General features: G+C 68.4%; 13 protein-coding genes. 6 read left to right on the top strand and 7 right to left on the bottom strand.

What is annotated here, in order from left to right; all coding sequences use genetic code 11:
• Position 1: 1 nt before the first annotated feature.
• Genes ASC92_RS08035 through ASC92_RS08045 form a run of 3 tightly spaced genes read left to right on the top strand, consistent with a single transcriptional unit; the run spans position 2 to position 2,876 of the window.
• Positions 2 to 568: a TRAP transporter small permease gene (locus ASC92_RS08035; protein WP_056513001.1), complete on the top strand. Its 567-nt coding sequence runs from the start codon at positions 2 to 4 to the stop codon at positions 566 to 568.
• Positions 565 to 1,845, top strand: a complete 1,281-nt coding sequence (locus ASC92_RS08040) for a TRAP transporter large permease (protein WP_056513004.1) — start codon at positions 565 to 567, stop codon at positions 1,843 to 1,845. Before ASC92_RS08035 ends, ASC92_RS08040 begins: the two co-directional genes overlap by 4 nt.
• A gap of 23 nt (positions 1,846 to 1,868) precedes the next feature.
• Entirely contained in the window at positions 1,869 to 2,876 is a 1,008-nt protein-coding gene (locus ASC92_RS08045; protein WP_157609004.1) for a TRAP transporter substrate-binding protein, read from the top strand.
• A 13-nt stretch (positions 2,877 to 2,889) separates the two neighbouring features.
• Here ASC92_RS08045 and ASC92_RS08050 read toward each other — a convergent pair whose 3' ends face one another.
• On the bottom strand, positions 2,890 to 3,585 hold the full coding sequence (locus ASC92_RS08050) for an aspartate/glutamate racemase family protein (protein WP_056513006.1): 696 nt from the start codon (positions 3,583 to 3,585) through the stop codon (positions 2,890 to 2,892).
• Positions 3,586 to 3,603: 18 nt separating this feature from the next.
• Positions 3,604 to 5,022 carry an MFS transporter gene (locus ASC92_RS08055; RefSeq protein WP_056513009.1) on the bottom strand — a complete coding sequence of 473 codons (1,419 nt, stop codon included), beginning with the start codon at positions 5,020 to 5,022 and terminating at the stop codon, positions 3,604 to 3,606.
• A 261-nt stretch (positions 5,023 to 5,283) separates the two neighbouring features.
• Here ASC92_RS08055 and ASC92_RS08060 point away from each other — a divergent pair, with 261 nt between their 5' ends.
• The 3 genes from ASC92_RS08060 (at position 5,284) to ASC92_RS08070 (ending at position 9,949) form a co-directional block, all read left to right on the top strand.
• Positions 5,284 to 6,618 (top strand): dicarboxylate/amino acid:cation symporter, encoded by a 1,335-nt coding sequence (locus ASC92_RS08060; protein ID WP_056513013.1) that lies wholly within the window; start codon positions 5,284 to 5,286, stop codon positions 6,616 to 6,618.
• Positions 6,619 to 6,696: 78 nt separating this feature from the next.
• Positions 6,697 to 8,553 (top strand): sensor histidine kinase, encoded by a 1,857-nt coding sequence (locus tag ASC92_RS08065; protein WP_056513016.1) that lies wholly within the window; start codon positions 6,697 to 6,699, stop codon positions 8,551 to 8,553.
• A 7-nt stretch (positions 8,554 to 8,560) separates the two neighbouring features.
• Positions 8,561 to 9,949, top strand: a complete 1,389-nt coding sequence (locus tag ASC92_RS08070) for a sigma-54-dependent transcriptional regulator (protein WP_056513019.1) — start codon at positions 8,561 to 8,563, stop codon at positions 9,947 to 9,949.
• An 18-nt stretch (positions 9,950 to 9,967) separates the two neighbouring features.
• Here the strand turns inward: ASC92_RS08070 and nadE are convergent, their stop codons facing one another.
• The 5 genes from nadE to ASC92_RS08095 form a co-directional block, all read right to left on the bottom strand.
• Positions 9,968 to 10,807, bottom strand: coding sequence for an ammonia-dependent NAD(+) synthetase (gene nadE / locus ASC92_RS08075; protein WP_056513022.1), 840 nt, complete (start codon positions 10,805 to 10,807; stop codon positions 9,968 to 9,970).
• A 9-nt stretch (positions 10,808 to 10,816) separates the two neighbouring features.
• Complete coding sequence (locus tag ASC92_RS08080; protein WP_056513025.1) at positions 10,817 to 11,995, bottom strand: phospholipase A; 1,179 nt, start codon at positions 11,993 to 11,995, stop codon at positions 10,817 to 10,819.
• Entirely contained in the window at positions 11,992 to 12,456 is a 465-nt protein-coding gene (locus ASC92_RS08085) for a hypothetical protein (protein WP_056513029.1), read from the bottom strand. Before ASC92_RS08085 ends, ASC92_RS08080 begins: the two co-directional genes overlap by 4 nt.
• A complete protein-coding gene (locus tag ASC92_RS08090) occupies positions 12,453 to 14,549 on the bottom strand; it encodes an ATP-dependent helicase (protein ID WP_056513033.1) in 2,097 nt (698 codons plus the stop codon). Before ASC92_RS08090 ends, ASC92_RS08085 begins: the two co-directional genes overlap by 4 nt.
• A gap of 265 nt (positions 14,550 to 14,814) precedes the next feature.
• Positions 14,815 to 15,498 carry a hypothetical protein gene (locus ASC92_RS08095; protein WP_082519523.1) on the bottom strand — a complete coding sequence of 228 codons (684 nt, stop codon included), beginning with the start codon at positions 15,496 to 15,498 and terminating at the stop codon, positions 14,815 to 14,817.
• Between the last annotated feature and the right edge of the window lie 19 nt (positions 15,499 to 15,517).

Raw genomic sequence — 15,517 nt, forward strand, 5'->3', positions numbered from 1 at the left:
CATGAGCAGATGGATCGACCGATGCTGCGCCGGCATCGAAGCCGTGATCGCGGCCGCGCTCGCGGTCATGGTCGTGCTGGTCTTCGGCAACGTGGTGCTGCGCTACGGCTTCAACTCGGGCATCACGGTGTCCGAAGAGGTCTCGCGCTGGCTCTTCATCTGGATGACTTTTCTCGGCGCGGTCGTCGCGCTGAAGGAGCACGGCCACCTGGGCGTCGACATGGTGGTGCAGAAGCTGCCGCCCATCGGCAAGAAGATCTGCCTCGCGGCAGGACACGCGGTGATGCTCTACATCGTGTGGCTGCTGTTCCAGGGCAGCGTGGCGCAGGCGCGCATCAACTGGGACGTGACGGCGCCGGTCACCGGTGCATCGATGGCGGTGGTGTACCTGTCGGGCGTGGTGTTCTCGGTGCTGGCCGCGTTCATCCTCGCGCTCGATCTGCTGCGCCTGCTCACCGGGCGCATTGCCGAAAGCGATCTCGTGATGGTGCAGGAGTCCGAAGAAGCGGTGCAGCTGCAGCAGATCCTCGGTTCGCAAGGCGATGCACAACAGGGGCCGCGCAAATGACCATCTTCGTCTTCGTCGGCTCGCTGCTCCTCGCCATGGCGATGGGCATTCCCATCGCGTTCTCCCTGCTGGCCAGCGGCGTCGCGCTGATGTGGCATCTCGACCTGTTCGACGCGCAGATCCTTGCGCAGAACGTGATCGGCGGCGCAGACAGCTTTCCGCTGCTGGCCGTGCCCTTCTTCATGCTGGCCGGCGAGATCATGAACGTGGGCGGCCTCTCCAAGCGCATCGTCGATTTCGCGCTCGCGGTGGTCGGCCACGTGAAGGGCGGCCTGGGCTACGTGACCATCATGGCCGGCTGCCTGCTCTCCGCGCTTTCAGGCTCCGCCGTGGCCGACGCGGCCGCGCTCACCGCGCTGCTGCTGCCCATGATGGTCAAGGCGGGCCACGACAAGGCGCGCGCGGGCGGGCTCATCGCGGCAACCGGCGTCATCGGACCGGTGATACCGCCGAGCATCGGGCTCGTGATCTTCGGCGTGGCCGCCAACGTGTCGATCTCCAAGCTGTTCCTCGCGGCCATCGTGCCGGGGCTCTTGATCGGCGGCGCGCTGTGGATCACCTGGGCATGGCTGGTGCGTCGCGAGAAGATCGTGCCGCCGCCGCGCAAGTCGGGCGCCGAGATCTTCAGCGCATTCCGCAAGGCGCTCTGGGCGCTGATGCTGCCGGTGATCATCCTCGTGGGCCTGCGCATGGGCGTGTTCACGCCGACCGAGGCGGCCGTGGTGGCCGCCGCCTACGCGCTCTTCGTGTCGATCGTGGTCTACCGCGAGCTGAGCTGGAAAGACCTCTACGCGGTGTTCGTGGGCGCTGCCAAGACCAGCGCCATCGTGATGTTCCTGATTGCCGCGGCCATGGTGAGCGCATGGCTCATCACCGTGGCCGACCTGCCGTCGAAGGTGGTCGGCCTGCTGCAGCCCTTCATGGGCAACCAGATCCTGCTGATGATCGCGATCATGGTGCTCGTGATGGTCGTGGGCACCGCGATGGACATGACGCCGACCATCCTGATCCTCACGCCGGTGCTGATGCCCATCGTGAAGGCCGCCGGTATCGACCCCGTGTACTTCGGCGTGCTCTTCATCATCAACAACTCGATCGGGCTGGTGACGCCGCCGGTGGGCACGGTGCTCAACGTGGTGGCTGGCGTCGGGAAGATATCGATGGACGACGTCACGCGCGGCGTGGTGCCTTTCATGATTGCCGAGTTCGCCGTCATGTTCCTGATGGTGCTGTTCCCGTGGCTGGTGACGGGGCCGGCCAGGCTGTTCCACGGATAGACAACTACAAGGAGATATTCATCATGAAGAAGCGTTCGATTCAAAAGATGCTGGTTGCTGCCGTCGCGGTGTTCGCCGTGTGCAGCGCCGGCGCGCAGGTCAAGGAGCGCACGCTCAAGTTCGCGTTCCAGAACCAGACCGGGCATCCGCAGGCGCAAGGCGCGCAGAAGTTCGCCGACCTCGTGGCCGCCAAGTCGGGCGGCAAGATCACCGTCAAGCTGTTCGCGGGCGGCGCGCTCGGCGGCGACCTGCAGACCGTGTCGGCGCTGCAGGGCGGCACGGTGGAACTCACGGTGCTCAACGCCGGCATTCTCTCGGCGCAGGTGAAGGAGTTCGCGGCCTACGACTTTCCGTTCCTGTTCAACAGCGGCAAGGAGGCCGATGCCGTCACCGACGGGCCCTTCGGCCAGAAGCTGATGGCCAAGCTCGAAGACAAGGGCCTGCACGGCCTGGGCTATTGGGACCTGGGCTTTCGCAACCTCACCAACAGCAAGCGGCCGGTCGTGAAGGCCGACGACATCGCGGGGCTGAAGATCCGCGTGATCCAGTCGCCGATCTACATCGACCTGTTCAGCGCGCTGGGCGCCAATGCCACACCGCTGCCGTTCCCCGAGCTGTATCCGGCGCTCGACCAGAAGGCGGTCGACGGGCAGGAGAACCCGAACACCACCATCCTGTCGTCCAAGTTCGCCGAGGTGCAGAAGTACATCACGCAGACCCGGCACATCTACAACCCGCAGGCGCTGCTGATCAGCAAGAAGACCTGGGACGGCATGAGCGCGGACGAGAAGAAGATCATCACCGAGGCGTCGGCCGAATCGACCGCGTTCCAGCGCCAGGCCTCGCGCGGCGCCGCCGACAGCGCACTCGATGCGCTGAAGAAGGCGGGCATGACCGTGTCGGAGCTGCCGCCCGAGGAAATGGCGAAGCTGCGCGCGAAGGTGAAGCCGGTGATCGACAAGTACTCGGCCTCGGTCGGCGAGGCCACCGTGAAGGAGCTGATGGCCGAGATCGACAAGGTGCGCAAATAGGCGGCAGCGCCTCTCAGCCGGCTGTCGCGCGCCGCAGCGCCGCGCGCGCCAGCAGGCGCGTCGAGTCGAGCGTCGGCAGCGCGGAGTTGCCGTCGTTCAGCACCAGCGGAAGCTCGGTGCAGCCCAGTGCCACGGCGTCGCAGCCGCGCGCCTTCAGGTTTTCGATCATGCGCTGCAGCACGGCCGTGGATTCCGGCCGGAACACGCCGCACACCAGCTCGTCCATGATGATGCGGCCGAGCTCGGCGCGTTCGCCGGCATCCGGCCGCACGGCGTCCAGCCCGGCGGCCGACAGCGCCTGCGGGTAGACCTCGCTGTCGACCAGCCAGCGCGTGCCCAGCACGCCCACGCGGCCAAAGCCCCGCGACAGCGCCTGCGCCGCGACCACCTCGGCGATGTGCAGCCAGGGCAGCGGCGAGCGCGGCAGCACCAGGTGCATCGCCTGGTGGATCGTGTTGTCGGGGCAGACCAGAAAATCCGCACCGGCCGCCGCCAGCTTGCCGGCCGAAGACAGCATCAGCTGCGCGACGCCGTCCACGTCGCCTCGTTCGAGGCAGTCCACGTACGCAGCGAGCGAGTGCGTGTGCATCGACACCTCCGGATGCGCGTGGGCCGCGCCAAGGTACGAGGCTCCTTCGACGCAGAGCGTGCGGTAGCAGAGGGCCGCGCCTTCGGCCGAGCAACCGACCACGCCGATGTGCAATGGCATGTCAATTTCTCCTGAACTTCATCGCCTGTGCGATACCGCCATGCCGGCCTGGCGATCGAGCCGCAGCGTCATCAGCGTCGCAATGGCCATCAGCAGGCCGACCACATACCAGGCGTGGCGGAAGTCCGCGAGCTGCACGGCCGGCGCGCCGCGCAGCGCCTGCGATGCGCCGAGCACCATCGCGCCCAGCGCCACGCCGAGCGCGAGCGACACCTGCTGCAGCATCGTGCCGAGCGTGCTCGCACCGGCGCGGGATTCGTCGGGCACGTCGGCAAAGGCCAGCGTGTTGATCGCGGTGAAGTTCATCGAGCGCGCCATGCCCGCCGCGAAGAGCAGCACGCACACCCACGGCAGCGGGTCGCCCGGCGACAGCAGCCCGCAGCCGAACAGCGTGGCCGCGCAGATCGCGCCATTCACCGTCAGCACCCTGCGAAAGCCGAAGCGCCTCAGCACCGCCGTGGTGGCGCTCTTCATCACGAGGTTGCCGCCCATGTACACCAGCAGCATCGAGCCTGCCTGGAACGCGTTCATGCCGAAGCCGATCTGGAACATCAGCGGCAGCAGGAAGGGCGAGGTATTGATCGCGATGCGTGAGACGAAGCCGGCCGTCGCGGTGGCCAGCGCATAGGTCGGCACCGCCAGCGCGCGCAGGTCGAGCAGGGGCGCCGCCGTTCGCCGCGCATGGCGCACCGCGGCGGCAGCGGCCACGGCGCCCAAGGCCAGCAGGCCGAGGGTGGCGGCCGAACCCGGCTGCGGCCCGCCCAGGCGCGTGAGGCCTTCGACCAGCGCGGCCAGCGCAACGGCGGTGAGCACGAAGCCGGTGGTATCGAAGCGCGCCGGGGCCGCGCCGGTGCGGCGCGGAAACAGCCGCATGATCAGCCACAGCCCCACGAGGCCCAGCGGCACGTTCAGCAGGAAGATCCAGCGCCACGAGGCATGCGTCGCGATGAGCCCGCCCAGCGGCGGGCCGATCACCGGCGCGATGAGCCCCGGCCAGGTGATGGTGCCGATGGCCTCGATCAGCCGGTGCTTCGGCGTCTCGCGCAGCACCACGAGCCGGCCTACCGGCGACATGAAGGCAGCCGCCGCGCCCTGCAGCACGCGCGCCCCGACGAACACCCCGAAGGTGGGCGCGAGCCCGCAGGCGAGCGAGGCCAGGGTGAAGGTGCCGACCGCGAGCGCGAACACCCGCCGCGCCCCGAAGCGCCCGGCGCACCAGCCCGCCGCCGGCACCAGCGCCGCCATCGCGATCAGGTAGACCGTAAGGCCCAGGCTCGCGTCGAGCGCGCCCATGCCGAAGCCGGCCCCGATGGCCGGCAGCGCGGTGACGATGATGGTGGCGTCCAGCGTCTCCATGAAGAAGGCGGCCGCCACGGTGAGCGCGATGCGCTTCGAGGCGCCGTCCGTGGCCGCTGGTGGCTGCGCGGTGTCGTTCATGGAACCGAGTCTGACACCGTCATGGGCCTAGGGTTTTCCCCGGGGTGCCGATCCGGCAGATCGGACGGGCGTTGCCGGCGCCATCCGGATCGTCGGCGGGGTGCCGCACCATCGCGCACAAAAAGGTCCATTGAATCAAGGACTTAGCTTGCAGTTCACGCGGTGTTGCCGGTGGCATGTCGATTGCTCAACCACAAGGCCGGCCGTGCGCCCCGCTGCGGGGCCTGGCCACGAATTGGAGACAAACCGATGAGCACCCCCATGGAACACCCCGCCGCACCCAAACCCTTCTACAAGTCCCTGTACTTCCAGGTCATCACCGCCATCGTGCTCGGTGTGCTGCTGGGGCATTTCTACCCCGACACCGGCGCATCGATGAAGCCGCTGGGCGATGGCTTCATCAAGCTGATCAAGATGATCATCGCGCCGATCATCTTCTGCACGGTGGTGGTCGGCATCGCCGGCATGGAGGACATGAAGAAGGTCGGCAAGCTGCTGTATTTCGAGATCGTGAGCAGCGTCGCGCTGGTCGTGGGCCTCGTCATCATCAACCTCGTGCGGCCCGGCGCGGGCATGAACGTCGACGTGAGCCAGCTCGACACCAAGAGCATCGCGGCCTACACCGGCCCGGGCAAGATGACCAGCACGGTCGACTTCGTCCTGAACATCATTCCGAGCACGCTGGTCGATGCCTTCGCCAAGGGCGAGATCCTGCAGGTGCTGCTGATCGCGGTGATGTTCGGCTTTGCGCTGCACCGCTTCGGCGGCCGCGGCACGCTGGTGTTCGACCTGATCGAGAAGGGCTCGCACGTGCTCTTCGTGATCGTGGGCTACATCATGAAGCTCGCGCCCATCGGTGCCTTCGGCGCCATGGCCTTCACCATCGGCAAGTACGGCGTGAGTTCGCTGCTGCAGCTGGGCCAGCTGATGGCCACCTTCTATGCCACCTGCCTGTTCTTCATCTTCGTGGTGCTGGGGCTCATTGCGCGGTTCCATGGGTTCAGCATCTGGAAGTTCATCAAGTACATCAAGGAAGAGCTGCTGATCGTGCTGGGCACGTCGTCGAGCGAATCGGTGCTGCCGCGCATGATGGCCAAGATGGAGAACCTGGGCGCGAAGAAGTCGGTGGTCGGCCTCGTCATTCCGACCGGCTACTCGTTCAACCTCGACGGCACCTCGATCTACCTGACGATGGCGGCCGTGTTCATCGCGCAGGCGACCAACACCGACATGACGCTCACGCAGCAGCTCACGCTGCTGGCCGTGCTGCTGCTCACTTCGAAGGGCGCGGCGGGCGTCACGGGCAGCGGCTTCATCGTGCTGGCGGCCACGCTGTCGGCCGTGGGCCATGTGCCGGTGGCGGGCCTCGCGCTGATCCTGGGCATCGACCGCTTCATGTCGGAAGCCCGCGCGCTGACCAACCTGATCGGCAATGGTGTCGCCACGCTGGTCGTCGCCAAGTGGACCGGCGACCTGGACACCGTGCGCATGCACCGGCACCTGGACCAGGAAAGCACCGCGGAAGCCGACGAGCCCGAGCGCGTGCTCGACGCCACCGAGGCGCACATGCCCATCGGCCAGGCACGGCAGGCCTGACCCTGCTTCCGGCCCCCCGCCAGGGGCCATCGGGCTGCCACCGATGCGGACGGCCCGGCCTTGTGCAATAACGCTCCCATGAATTCAAGGGAGCCGGGCCGGCATTTCGATGGACCTTCCGACCACGCGAGGGGATGGCGTGCCCTGCCGCGCTGGTGTGGCGCTCTGGCCCTGGTGGCAGTGGCCGCCTTCGCAGGCCAACAGATCGCCATGCAGGCCGGCCTGGCGCGCCTGCGCGAAGCGGCCGAGCACCGGCTCGACATGCTCGCGACCGGGCTCGACGCCGACCTCGCCCGCTTCGACTACCTGCCCGCCCTGCTGGAGATGACGCCCGTGGTGCCGGAGCTGCTCGGCACGCCGTCGGACACGCGCCTGCGCGACGCGGTCAACCGCTACCTCGACGGCGTCAACGCCACGGCCGGCGCCGAGATGCTCTACGTGCTCGACGCCTCCGGCACCTCGCTGGCCGCGTCCGACTGGGACAAGCCCGGCACCACCGTCGGCCAGGACCTGTCGTTCCGGCCCTACGTGATCGACGCGCTGGGGCAGGGCCGGGGCCGTTTTTACGGCGTGGGCATCACCAGCAAGAAGCCGGGCTATTACCTGTCGTATGCGCTGCGCCGCGGCCAGGCATCGCGCGGGGTGGTGGCCGTCAAGATCAACCTCGAAGAGGCCGAGCGCGCCTGGCGCAAGCTGCCCGGCGACGTGGCGCTGATCGACCAGCGTGGCGTGGTGATCCTCGCCACGCGCGAAGACCTCAAGTTCCGCCCGCTGCTGCCGCTCGATGCGCTGCAGCGCGCCGAGGTGCTGCGCTCGCGCCCCTATGGCGAGGCCAGCCTGCAGCCGCTGCGGTGGACGCAGAAGGAGGCGCTGGACCGCGACGTGCAGGTGATCTCGCTCGACGGCGTGGACCAGCTCGCGTCGGCGCGCACCCTGCGCGGCGCGCCGTGGCAGCTGGTGGTGCTCGACGACCTGGCGCCGCTGCGCGCGGCGGCACGCTACGCGGCCATCACCGCCAGCCTCGCGATGGCGGTGCTGCTGCTGGTGGCCGTCGCGCTGTGGCAGCGCCGCCGCGCGGTGCGCCAGAAGCTGGCCAGCCAGGCCGCGCTGCAGGCGGCGCACGACACGCTCGAATCGACCGTGGTGGCGCGCACCGCGCAGCTGCGCGCGGCGCAGGGCGAGCTGGTGCATGCCGGCAAGATGGCCGCGCTGGGCCAGATGTCGGCCGGCGTGGTGCACGAACTCAACCAGCCGCTCACGGCCATGCGCACGCTGTCGGAAAGCGCCGTCATCCTGCTCGACAAGAACCGCGTCGACGACGTGCGCGGCAATCTCCAGCGCATCCGCAACATGGTCGACCGGCTCGCGCGCCTGACCTCCCAGCTGCGGACCTTCGCCTACAAGGGCGAGGTGCCGCTGGCGCCGGTGCTGCTGTCGCAGGCGATCGCCGAGGCGCAGGCGATCGTCGCCGACGCCGCAAAGAAGCAGCGCGTGGCCATCGAGGTCGACGTGCAGCCCGCGGCGCTGAGCGCCATGGCCGAGGACGCCGCGCTGGGCAGCGTGCTCGCCAACCTGATGCGCAACGCCATCGACGCCATGCAGGACGCGCCGCTGCGCACACTGCGGCTGGAAGCGCGGCCGAAGGAGGGGCGCGTGCTCCTTTCGGTGACCGACACAGGCCCGGGCATTCGCCCCGATATCCTGCCGCGCCTGTTCGAACCCTTCGTCACCGGCAAGGCCGCGGGCTCGGGGCTGGGCCTGGGGCTCGTGATCTCGGCACAATTGGTGCGCGCCATGGACGGCACGCTGCGCGCGGCCAACCTGGATGGCGGCGGCGCATGCTTCGTCATCGACCTGCCCGCCGCCATTGCCGTGATCCACAACCCGCCCGTACCCTCTCATTCACCCTCCCTTTCCATTGCACAACAGGAGTGACCCCCAAGTGAGCGAAGCCCCTGCCATCCGGGTGCTGCTGGTCGAGGACGACGAAGACGTCCGCATCAGCACCGCCCAGGTGCTGACCCTGGCCGGTTTCGAGGTCGAATCCTTCGCGAGCGCCGAGCGCGCGCGCCCGCACATCGGCTTCGGCGTGCCGGCCGTCGTGATCAGCGACGTGCGCCTGCCGGGACTGAGCGGCACCGAGTGGCTGCCCGAGCTGCGCAACGTCGATGCCGAGCTGCCCGTGATCCTGGTCACCGGCCACGGCCACATCGCGATGGCCGTGCAGGCCATGCGCGAGGGCGCCTACGACTTCATCGAAAAGCCTTTCAGCTCCGAACGGCTGGTGGCCATCGTGCGCCATGCCATCGAGCGCCGGCAGCTCAGCCTGCAGGTGCGCGCGCTGCGCGACGCGCTGGAAAACTGGCAGGGCATCCAGTCGGTGCTGATCGGCCGTTCGGCGCAGATGCAGCAGGTGCGCCAGACCGTGAAGACGCTGGCCGAAACCTCGGCCGACGTGCTGGTCTACGGCGAGACCGGCACCGGCAAGGAGCTGGTGGCGCGCTGCCTGCACGACCACAGCGCGCGCCGCCGCCAGCACTTCGTGCCGCTCAACTGCGGCGGCCTGCCCGAGTCGCTGGCCGAAAGCGAGCTGTTCGGCCATGAGCCCGGCGCCTTCACCGGCGCCAACCGTGTGCGCGTGGGCAAGTTCGAATACGCCAGCGGCGGCACGCTGTTTCTCGACGAGATCGAGAGCATGCCGATGGCGGTGCAGATCAAGCTGCTGCGCGCGCTGCAGGAGCGCAGCATCGAGCGCATCGGCTCCAACAAGACCATTGCCTTCGACTGCCGCGTAGTGGCCGCGAGCAAGGACGACCTGAAGGCCCTGAGCGACCAGCAGAAGTTCAGGGCCGACCTGTACTACCGCCTGGGCGTGGCCTTCATCGAGCTGCCGCCGCTGCGCGAGCGGCGCGAGGACATCCCGCTGCTGTTCGAGCACTTCACCCTGCAGGCCGCGAGCCGCTACGAACGCCCCGCGCCGCTGCTGAGCAATGCGCAGCTGGCCGACCTGATGGCCTACGCCTGGCCCGGCAACGTGCGCGAGCTGCGCAACGTGGCCGACCGCTTCGTGCTGGGACTGCTCGGCGAGCGCCTGACGCAGACGCGCGGCGGCGGCAACGGCGGCAATGGCGCCGACGGCGTGCCGCCCTTGCCGCGCGGGCTGCCGCAGCAGGTGGAATCGTTCGAGCGCGCGGTGATCGTCGAGGAGCTGCGGCGGCAGCACGGCGACCAGCCGGCCACGGCCGCCGCGCTCGGCATCGCGCGCCAGACGCTGCACGACAAGGTGCGCAAGCTCGGCCTGACGGTGGACGAGTTCAAGCCTGCGGCCTGACCGGCAGCACGGCCGCCGTCAGAAGGGCTCGACAGGCAGCGCGCGCTTGTGCGCGCTCTTGCGATGCGTCGCAAGAATGATCCGGCGGGCCTCGGCCGACACCGGCTTGCCTTCGAGGAAATCGTCGATCTGCTCGTAGGTGACGCCGAAGGCGTCTTCGTCGGGCTTGCCCGGCACCAGCGATTCGAGGTCGGCGGTCGGCACCTTGTAGACCAGCGCGTCGGGTGCGCCCAGCAGCTGCGCCACGGCGCGCACGCGGCGCTTGTTGAGGCCGGTGAGCGGCGTGATGTCGGCCGCGCCGTCGCCGAACTTGGTGAAGAAACCCATCAGCGCCTCGGCCGCGTGGTCGGTGCCGATGACGATGCCGTCGTGCGCGCCGGCCACCGCGAACTGCGCGATCATGCGCTGGCGCGCCTTGATGTTGCCGAGCACGAAGTCTTCATGCGCCGCGTCGCGGAACGCCAGGTCGCCGGCCTTCAGTGCCGCGAGCATGCCGTCGGCGGCGGGGCGGATGTCGACGGTGATGGTGCGGTCTGGCTTCATCACCGCGAGCGAGCCCTGCGCCTCGGCTTCGTCCTTCTGCACACCATAGGGCAGGCGCATCGCGATGAAGGTGGCGTCGCGGCCCGTGGCGCGCAGCTTCTCGACGGCGCGCTGCGCGAGGCAGCCGGCGGTCAGCGAATCGACACCGCCGCTGATGCCCAGCACCAGCGTCTTCAGGCCGGTCTGCTTCAGGTAGCTGGCGAGAAAGTCGACGCGGCGCTCCAGCTCGCGGGCGGCATCGAAGACGGGCGCGACGTGCAGCGCCGCGATGATCTCGCGCTGCGTGTCGTCGACGGGAGTGAGGTCCTGATTCATGAGGCGATCCTAGAAATCAACGAGGCTGAGGCCGATGCTCAATACGGTGCGCTTGCGGTTGTAGTCCACCAGCGTATCGCCATAGCCCGAGAACAGCTGCGTGTGGAAGCGCAGGTTGCTCTTGGTCGGGTCGCCGATGGCCTTGAGCCATTCGAGGCGCACCGAGCCGCGGCCGCTGTCGCGCAGGTTGTTGCGCACGGTCACGGCGAGCTGGTTGTCGCGGTTGAGGTTCCAGCGGCCGGTGAGCTCGGCGCGGCCGATGTAGTCGGAGATGTCGGGGTTGTCGTCCTTGGCGGCGCTCTCGGAGACACGCTTCCAGATGCGCCCGGTGATGGTGAAGCGGTCGTCGAGCTCGGCGCCGCCCATCAGGTAGACGCGGTTCCAGCTACGCGACAGCGGCAGGGTCTGGCCGTTCGACTGGTGCACGATGCCCAGGCCCGAATAGCGCCAGCGCCAGCCGCCCGGCAGCTTGAAGTCGGTCGGGTAGACGTACATCAGTTCGGGTTCGTGGTCGGTGGTGCGGAATGGCCGCGAGATGGCGCCGTTGAACAGCTGCCAGGTCGACTGCTGGCTGTAGGCGAACCACAGCGAGTCTTTCCGGTTGGCCGGATCGTTCTGCGTGAGCATGCCCTGGGCAAGCTTGGTGCGCACCGACAGGCCGATGCGCATCTCGTTGGCCTGGTAGGCCACGGGGTCGGCGGTGTGGCCGGCCGAGGGCGAGGTCGGCGTCTCGGGTCTCTTGGTGGCGGCCGAGACCGACACGTTGAGCGGACGGTAGCCGCGGAAGGTGAAGGTGCCGCAGTCGGTGGCCTCCTCCAGTTCCCAGAAGCGCGAGAGCACCGAGTACTGGCGGTCGCGGCAGCCTTCGGTGGTGGCGACCGAGACGACGCGCGTGGCCGGGATCGAAGCGTCCACCGGCGGCTGGGTGTTCGCCAGCACGGGCGGCGCGGCGGGCACCGACGCCGAGGGCAGCGTCTGCTGCTGCGACCAGCGGTCGAAGCAGGCCAGGCGTGCCTCGTTGCTGGCGCCGAGTGCGGCGCACTGCTGCCAGGTGAGCTGGGCGTCGGCCAGCGGACTCGCGGGCTTGTCCACGGCCTGGGCGTGCGCCGTGGCGCCGCCGCCGAGGCAGGCGGCCATGGCCGCGAGCGCGGCCAGGTTGAAGTGAGGTTGTCGTCGTGTCGTCGTCATTGCTTTCCTTCCTGCGCGACTGTCTTGCTGAGCACGAACGGGTGCGTGCTCTCGTCCGCGGCGTTGCGCCACGTGCCCCTGAATTCGCGCCCGCACGAGCCGGCCTGCAGCTTGCCCGACCAGACGGCGCTGATGGCGCGGCCGTCCTGCGATTCGTCGATGGAGAGCGCGCCTTCGTCGTCCACGTCGCCCGCGAGCTGCGCGACCGCGGCCTTCGCAGGGTTGGCACCGTTGCGTGTGATGGTTCCGCGCACGCCGTCGTAGTCGGGGTGCTTGCCGAGCTGCACGGCGGCCACGGCCGGCAGGCCGTCGAAGTGCGCATCCCAGCGGCCGTAGAGCGATTGCAGCGGCAGGTCGCGCGCGTCGGCGGGGCAGTCGGCGCTGCCCTGCACGGAGGCGCAGCCCGACAGCACGAGAAGAACGGCGCCGGCCAGCAGCGCGCAAGAAATGTTTGCCTTCATGACGCTGCCGCCGCCTTCGCCGCGCTGTCCTGCGCCTTGCGCGCGAACTCGGCGCGCAACGCCTTGAGCTTTTCGCGCGGGTCTTCCTTGATGGTCGTCTTGTCGAGGCCCATCTCGGCGATGAAACGGCTCGGCACGCAGGGCACCATCTCGCGGCCCTGCTTGCGTTTCTTGGTCCAGCTCACGGCCAGGCTGCGCTGCGCGCGCGTGATGCCCACGTACATCAGGCGGCGCTCTTCCTGCAGGCGCTGCAGCGTGTCCTCGCTCACCACCTTCTGGCGGCCGTTGTCGTCTTCGAGCTTGAAGGGCAGCAGGCCTTCGGTCACGCCGATCAGCATCACGTGCGGCCACTCGAGGCCCTTGGAGGCGTGCAGCGTCGAGAGCGTCACCACATCCTGGTCCTGCTCGCGCTCGCTGATGGTCGACAGCAGCGAGATGGTCTGCGCCACTTCGAGCAGGCTCTTGCGCTCTGTCTCGACGTTGTCGTTGGCGCCCGAGGCATCGTCGAGCGTGCCGCCGGCGCGCTGCGACATCCAGTCGACGAACTCCAGCACGTTGGTCCAGCGCGAAGCGGCCGCGGCTTCGCTGTCCTCACCGTCGTAGAGGTGCTTCTCGTAGTCGATCTCCTTCAGCCAGTCGAGCATGAAGGTGCGCGAGTCCTCGGCGCCCATGGTGCGGCGCGCGCGGTATTCCAGGTCGTTGATGTAGCGGCCGAACTCATGGATGCCTTCGAGCGTGCGCTTGGGCATCACGCTCGGCAGCGAGGGGCTGAACAGCGCCTCGAACAGGCTCAGCTTGTACTGGCTCGCGAAGGTGCCCAGGCTCGCCAGCGTGGTGTGGCCGATGCCGCGCTTGGGCGTGGTGATGGCGCGCAGGAACGCCGGGTCGTCGTCGTTGTTGACCCAGAGGCGGAACCAGCCGCACAGGTCCTTGATCTCGGCGCGGTCGAAGAAGCTCTGGCCGCCCGACACCTTGTACGGGATCTGCGCCTTGCGCAGCGCCTGCTCGAACACGCGCGCCTGGTGGTTGGCGCGGTAGAGGATCGCGAAGTCGCGGAACTCCTTGTACTGCTTGCCCTGCGGGATGACGTCGCCCGCGCGGATGCTGACGATGCGCGCCACCGCGCGCTCGGCCTCGTGAAGCTCGCTGTCGGCATCGACGATGCGCACCGGCTCGCCTTCGCCGAGCTCGGAGAACAGCGTCTTCGGAAACAGCTTGGGGTTGGGGCCGATCACGTTGTTGGCCGCGCGCAGGATGGCGCTGGTGGAGCGGTAGTTCTGCTCCAGCTTGATGACCTTGAGCGTGGGGTAGTCGACCGGCAGCTTGCGCAGGTTGTCGAGCGTGGCGCCGCGCCAGCCGTAGATCGACTGGTCGTCGTCGCCCACCGCGGTGAAGTGGCCGCGCTCGCCGGCAAGGGCCTTGAGCACTTCGTACTGCGTGGCGTTGGTGTCCTGGTATTCGTCCACCAGGATGTGGCCGAGCGCGGCCTGCCACTTGGCGCGCACCTCGGGAAATTCGTAGAGCAGCTTCAGCGGCATGCCGATCAGGTCGTCGAAGTCCACGCTCTGGTAGGCCGCGAGGCGTTCTTCGTAGCGGCCCATGATCTTCGCGGTGATGCGCTCGTTGTCGTCCGCGGCCTGGGCTTCGGCCTGCGCGGCGTTCAGGCCCATGTTCTTCCACTTGCTGATGGTCCACTGCCAGATGCGCGCGGTGGCCGCATCGGTGGTGCCGCCGGCGTCCTTCAGGATCTTGGTGACGTCGTCGCTGTCGAGGATGCTGAAGGCCTTCTTCAGGCCGAGCACCGCGCCGTCCTCGCGCATCATGCGCACGCCCAGCGCGTGGAAGGTGCAGACCACGACCTTGCGCGCGTCCTTGCCGATCAGGTCCTTCGCGCGCTCGCGCATTTCCGCGGCGGCCTTGTTCGTGAAGGTGATGGCCGCGATGCGCTGGGGTTCGATGCCCGACTGGATCAGCCGGCCGATCTTGTGCGTGATCACCCGCGTCTTGCCCGAGCCCGCGCCGGCAAGCACCAGGCAGGGACCATGCATGTAGTTGACCGCTTCTTGTTGCGCGAGATTGAGACCGTGGGACATGGGAGAAAAAGAACCGGAAATGGCGCGAAGAAGGCCGTGGGGAACGGCTGGCGCAAAGCGGGCAATGATACGGGGCCGGCCTTTGCGGGGTTATAGCCCCGACACCCCCCATGCAGCCCTGGAGCGGCCCAGCGACAGCGGACCGGTGCCGCCTGTAGTCCTTGTTACTTTCCCTTTCTTCGCGCTGACCGTGGCCGCATCGCCCGCATCGCCCAGTGGACGACGGGGGATCGCCTTCTTCAGCTTTCCGCTCGCGGGGCGCGTGCTACGGGGTCAGTACGCCGAGCTTGTACGGATCGGCATCGGCGAGGCGCTCGCACTTCGAGAAGTCGCGGCCCTGCGTGCCGTCGCAGTAGTAGGTGTTGTAGACACGCCCGAAGAGCGTGGGACTGGCGGTGAAGAGCACGCCATGGTCGGGCTGCCAGTTGTCCTTGGGCGGCGGGGCGCTCGCTTCCACCGGCTTGGCCGCGGACCCTACGGTCGGCGTGAAGTCGGCCAGCGTCTTGTGGGTTTCGTCGCCGCGCCAGCGCACCGCCAGCTCGGCGGCAGTGGGCCGCGCCGCCACCGGCAGCAGGATGCCGTTGACCTGCGCGCCGTAGCCGAACCGGTGCGTCTTGCCCGCCAGGAAGGCATAGGCACAGGCCGCCATGCACTGGCCGCGAACCTCGGTCTGCACGCCGCTCGCACGGATGGCGTCGGCAAAGGCGCCGGCCGCTTCGGCGGTGCCGCCGAACGAATCCTTGAAGACCACGGTGTGCACCGAGCCGCTGGCCAGCTGCTCGGTGAATTCCTTGATGGCGGTGCCGTCGAGCATGCCCGACACCAACAGCCGGCTGCCCTGCACCTCCAATTCGGCCGCGGTGGCCGAAGGCATGCCCGCGATGCAGGCGATGCAGACGAGGCTCGAAGCGAGCGAGAGAACCCAACCAGATAAAGACGGCGGTTTCACGGCGACCTTTGCCTTTGCG

The organism is Variovorax sp. Root411 (assembly GCF_001425205.1).
Lineage (GTDB): Bacteria > Pseudomonadota > Gammaproteobacteria > Burkholderiales > Burkholderiaceae_C > Variovorax.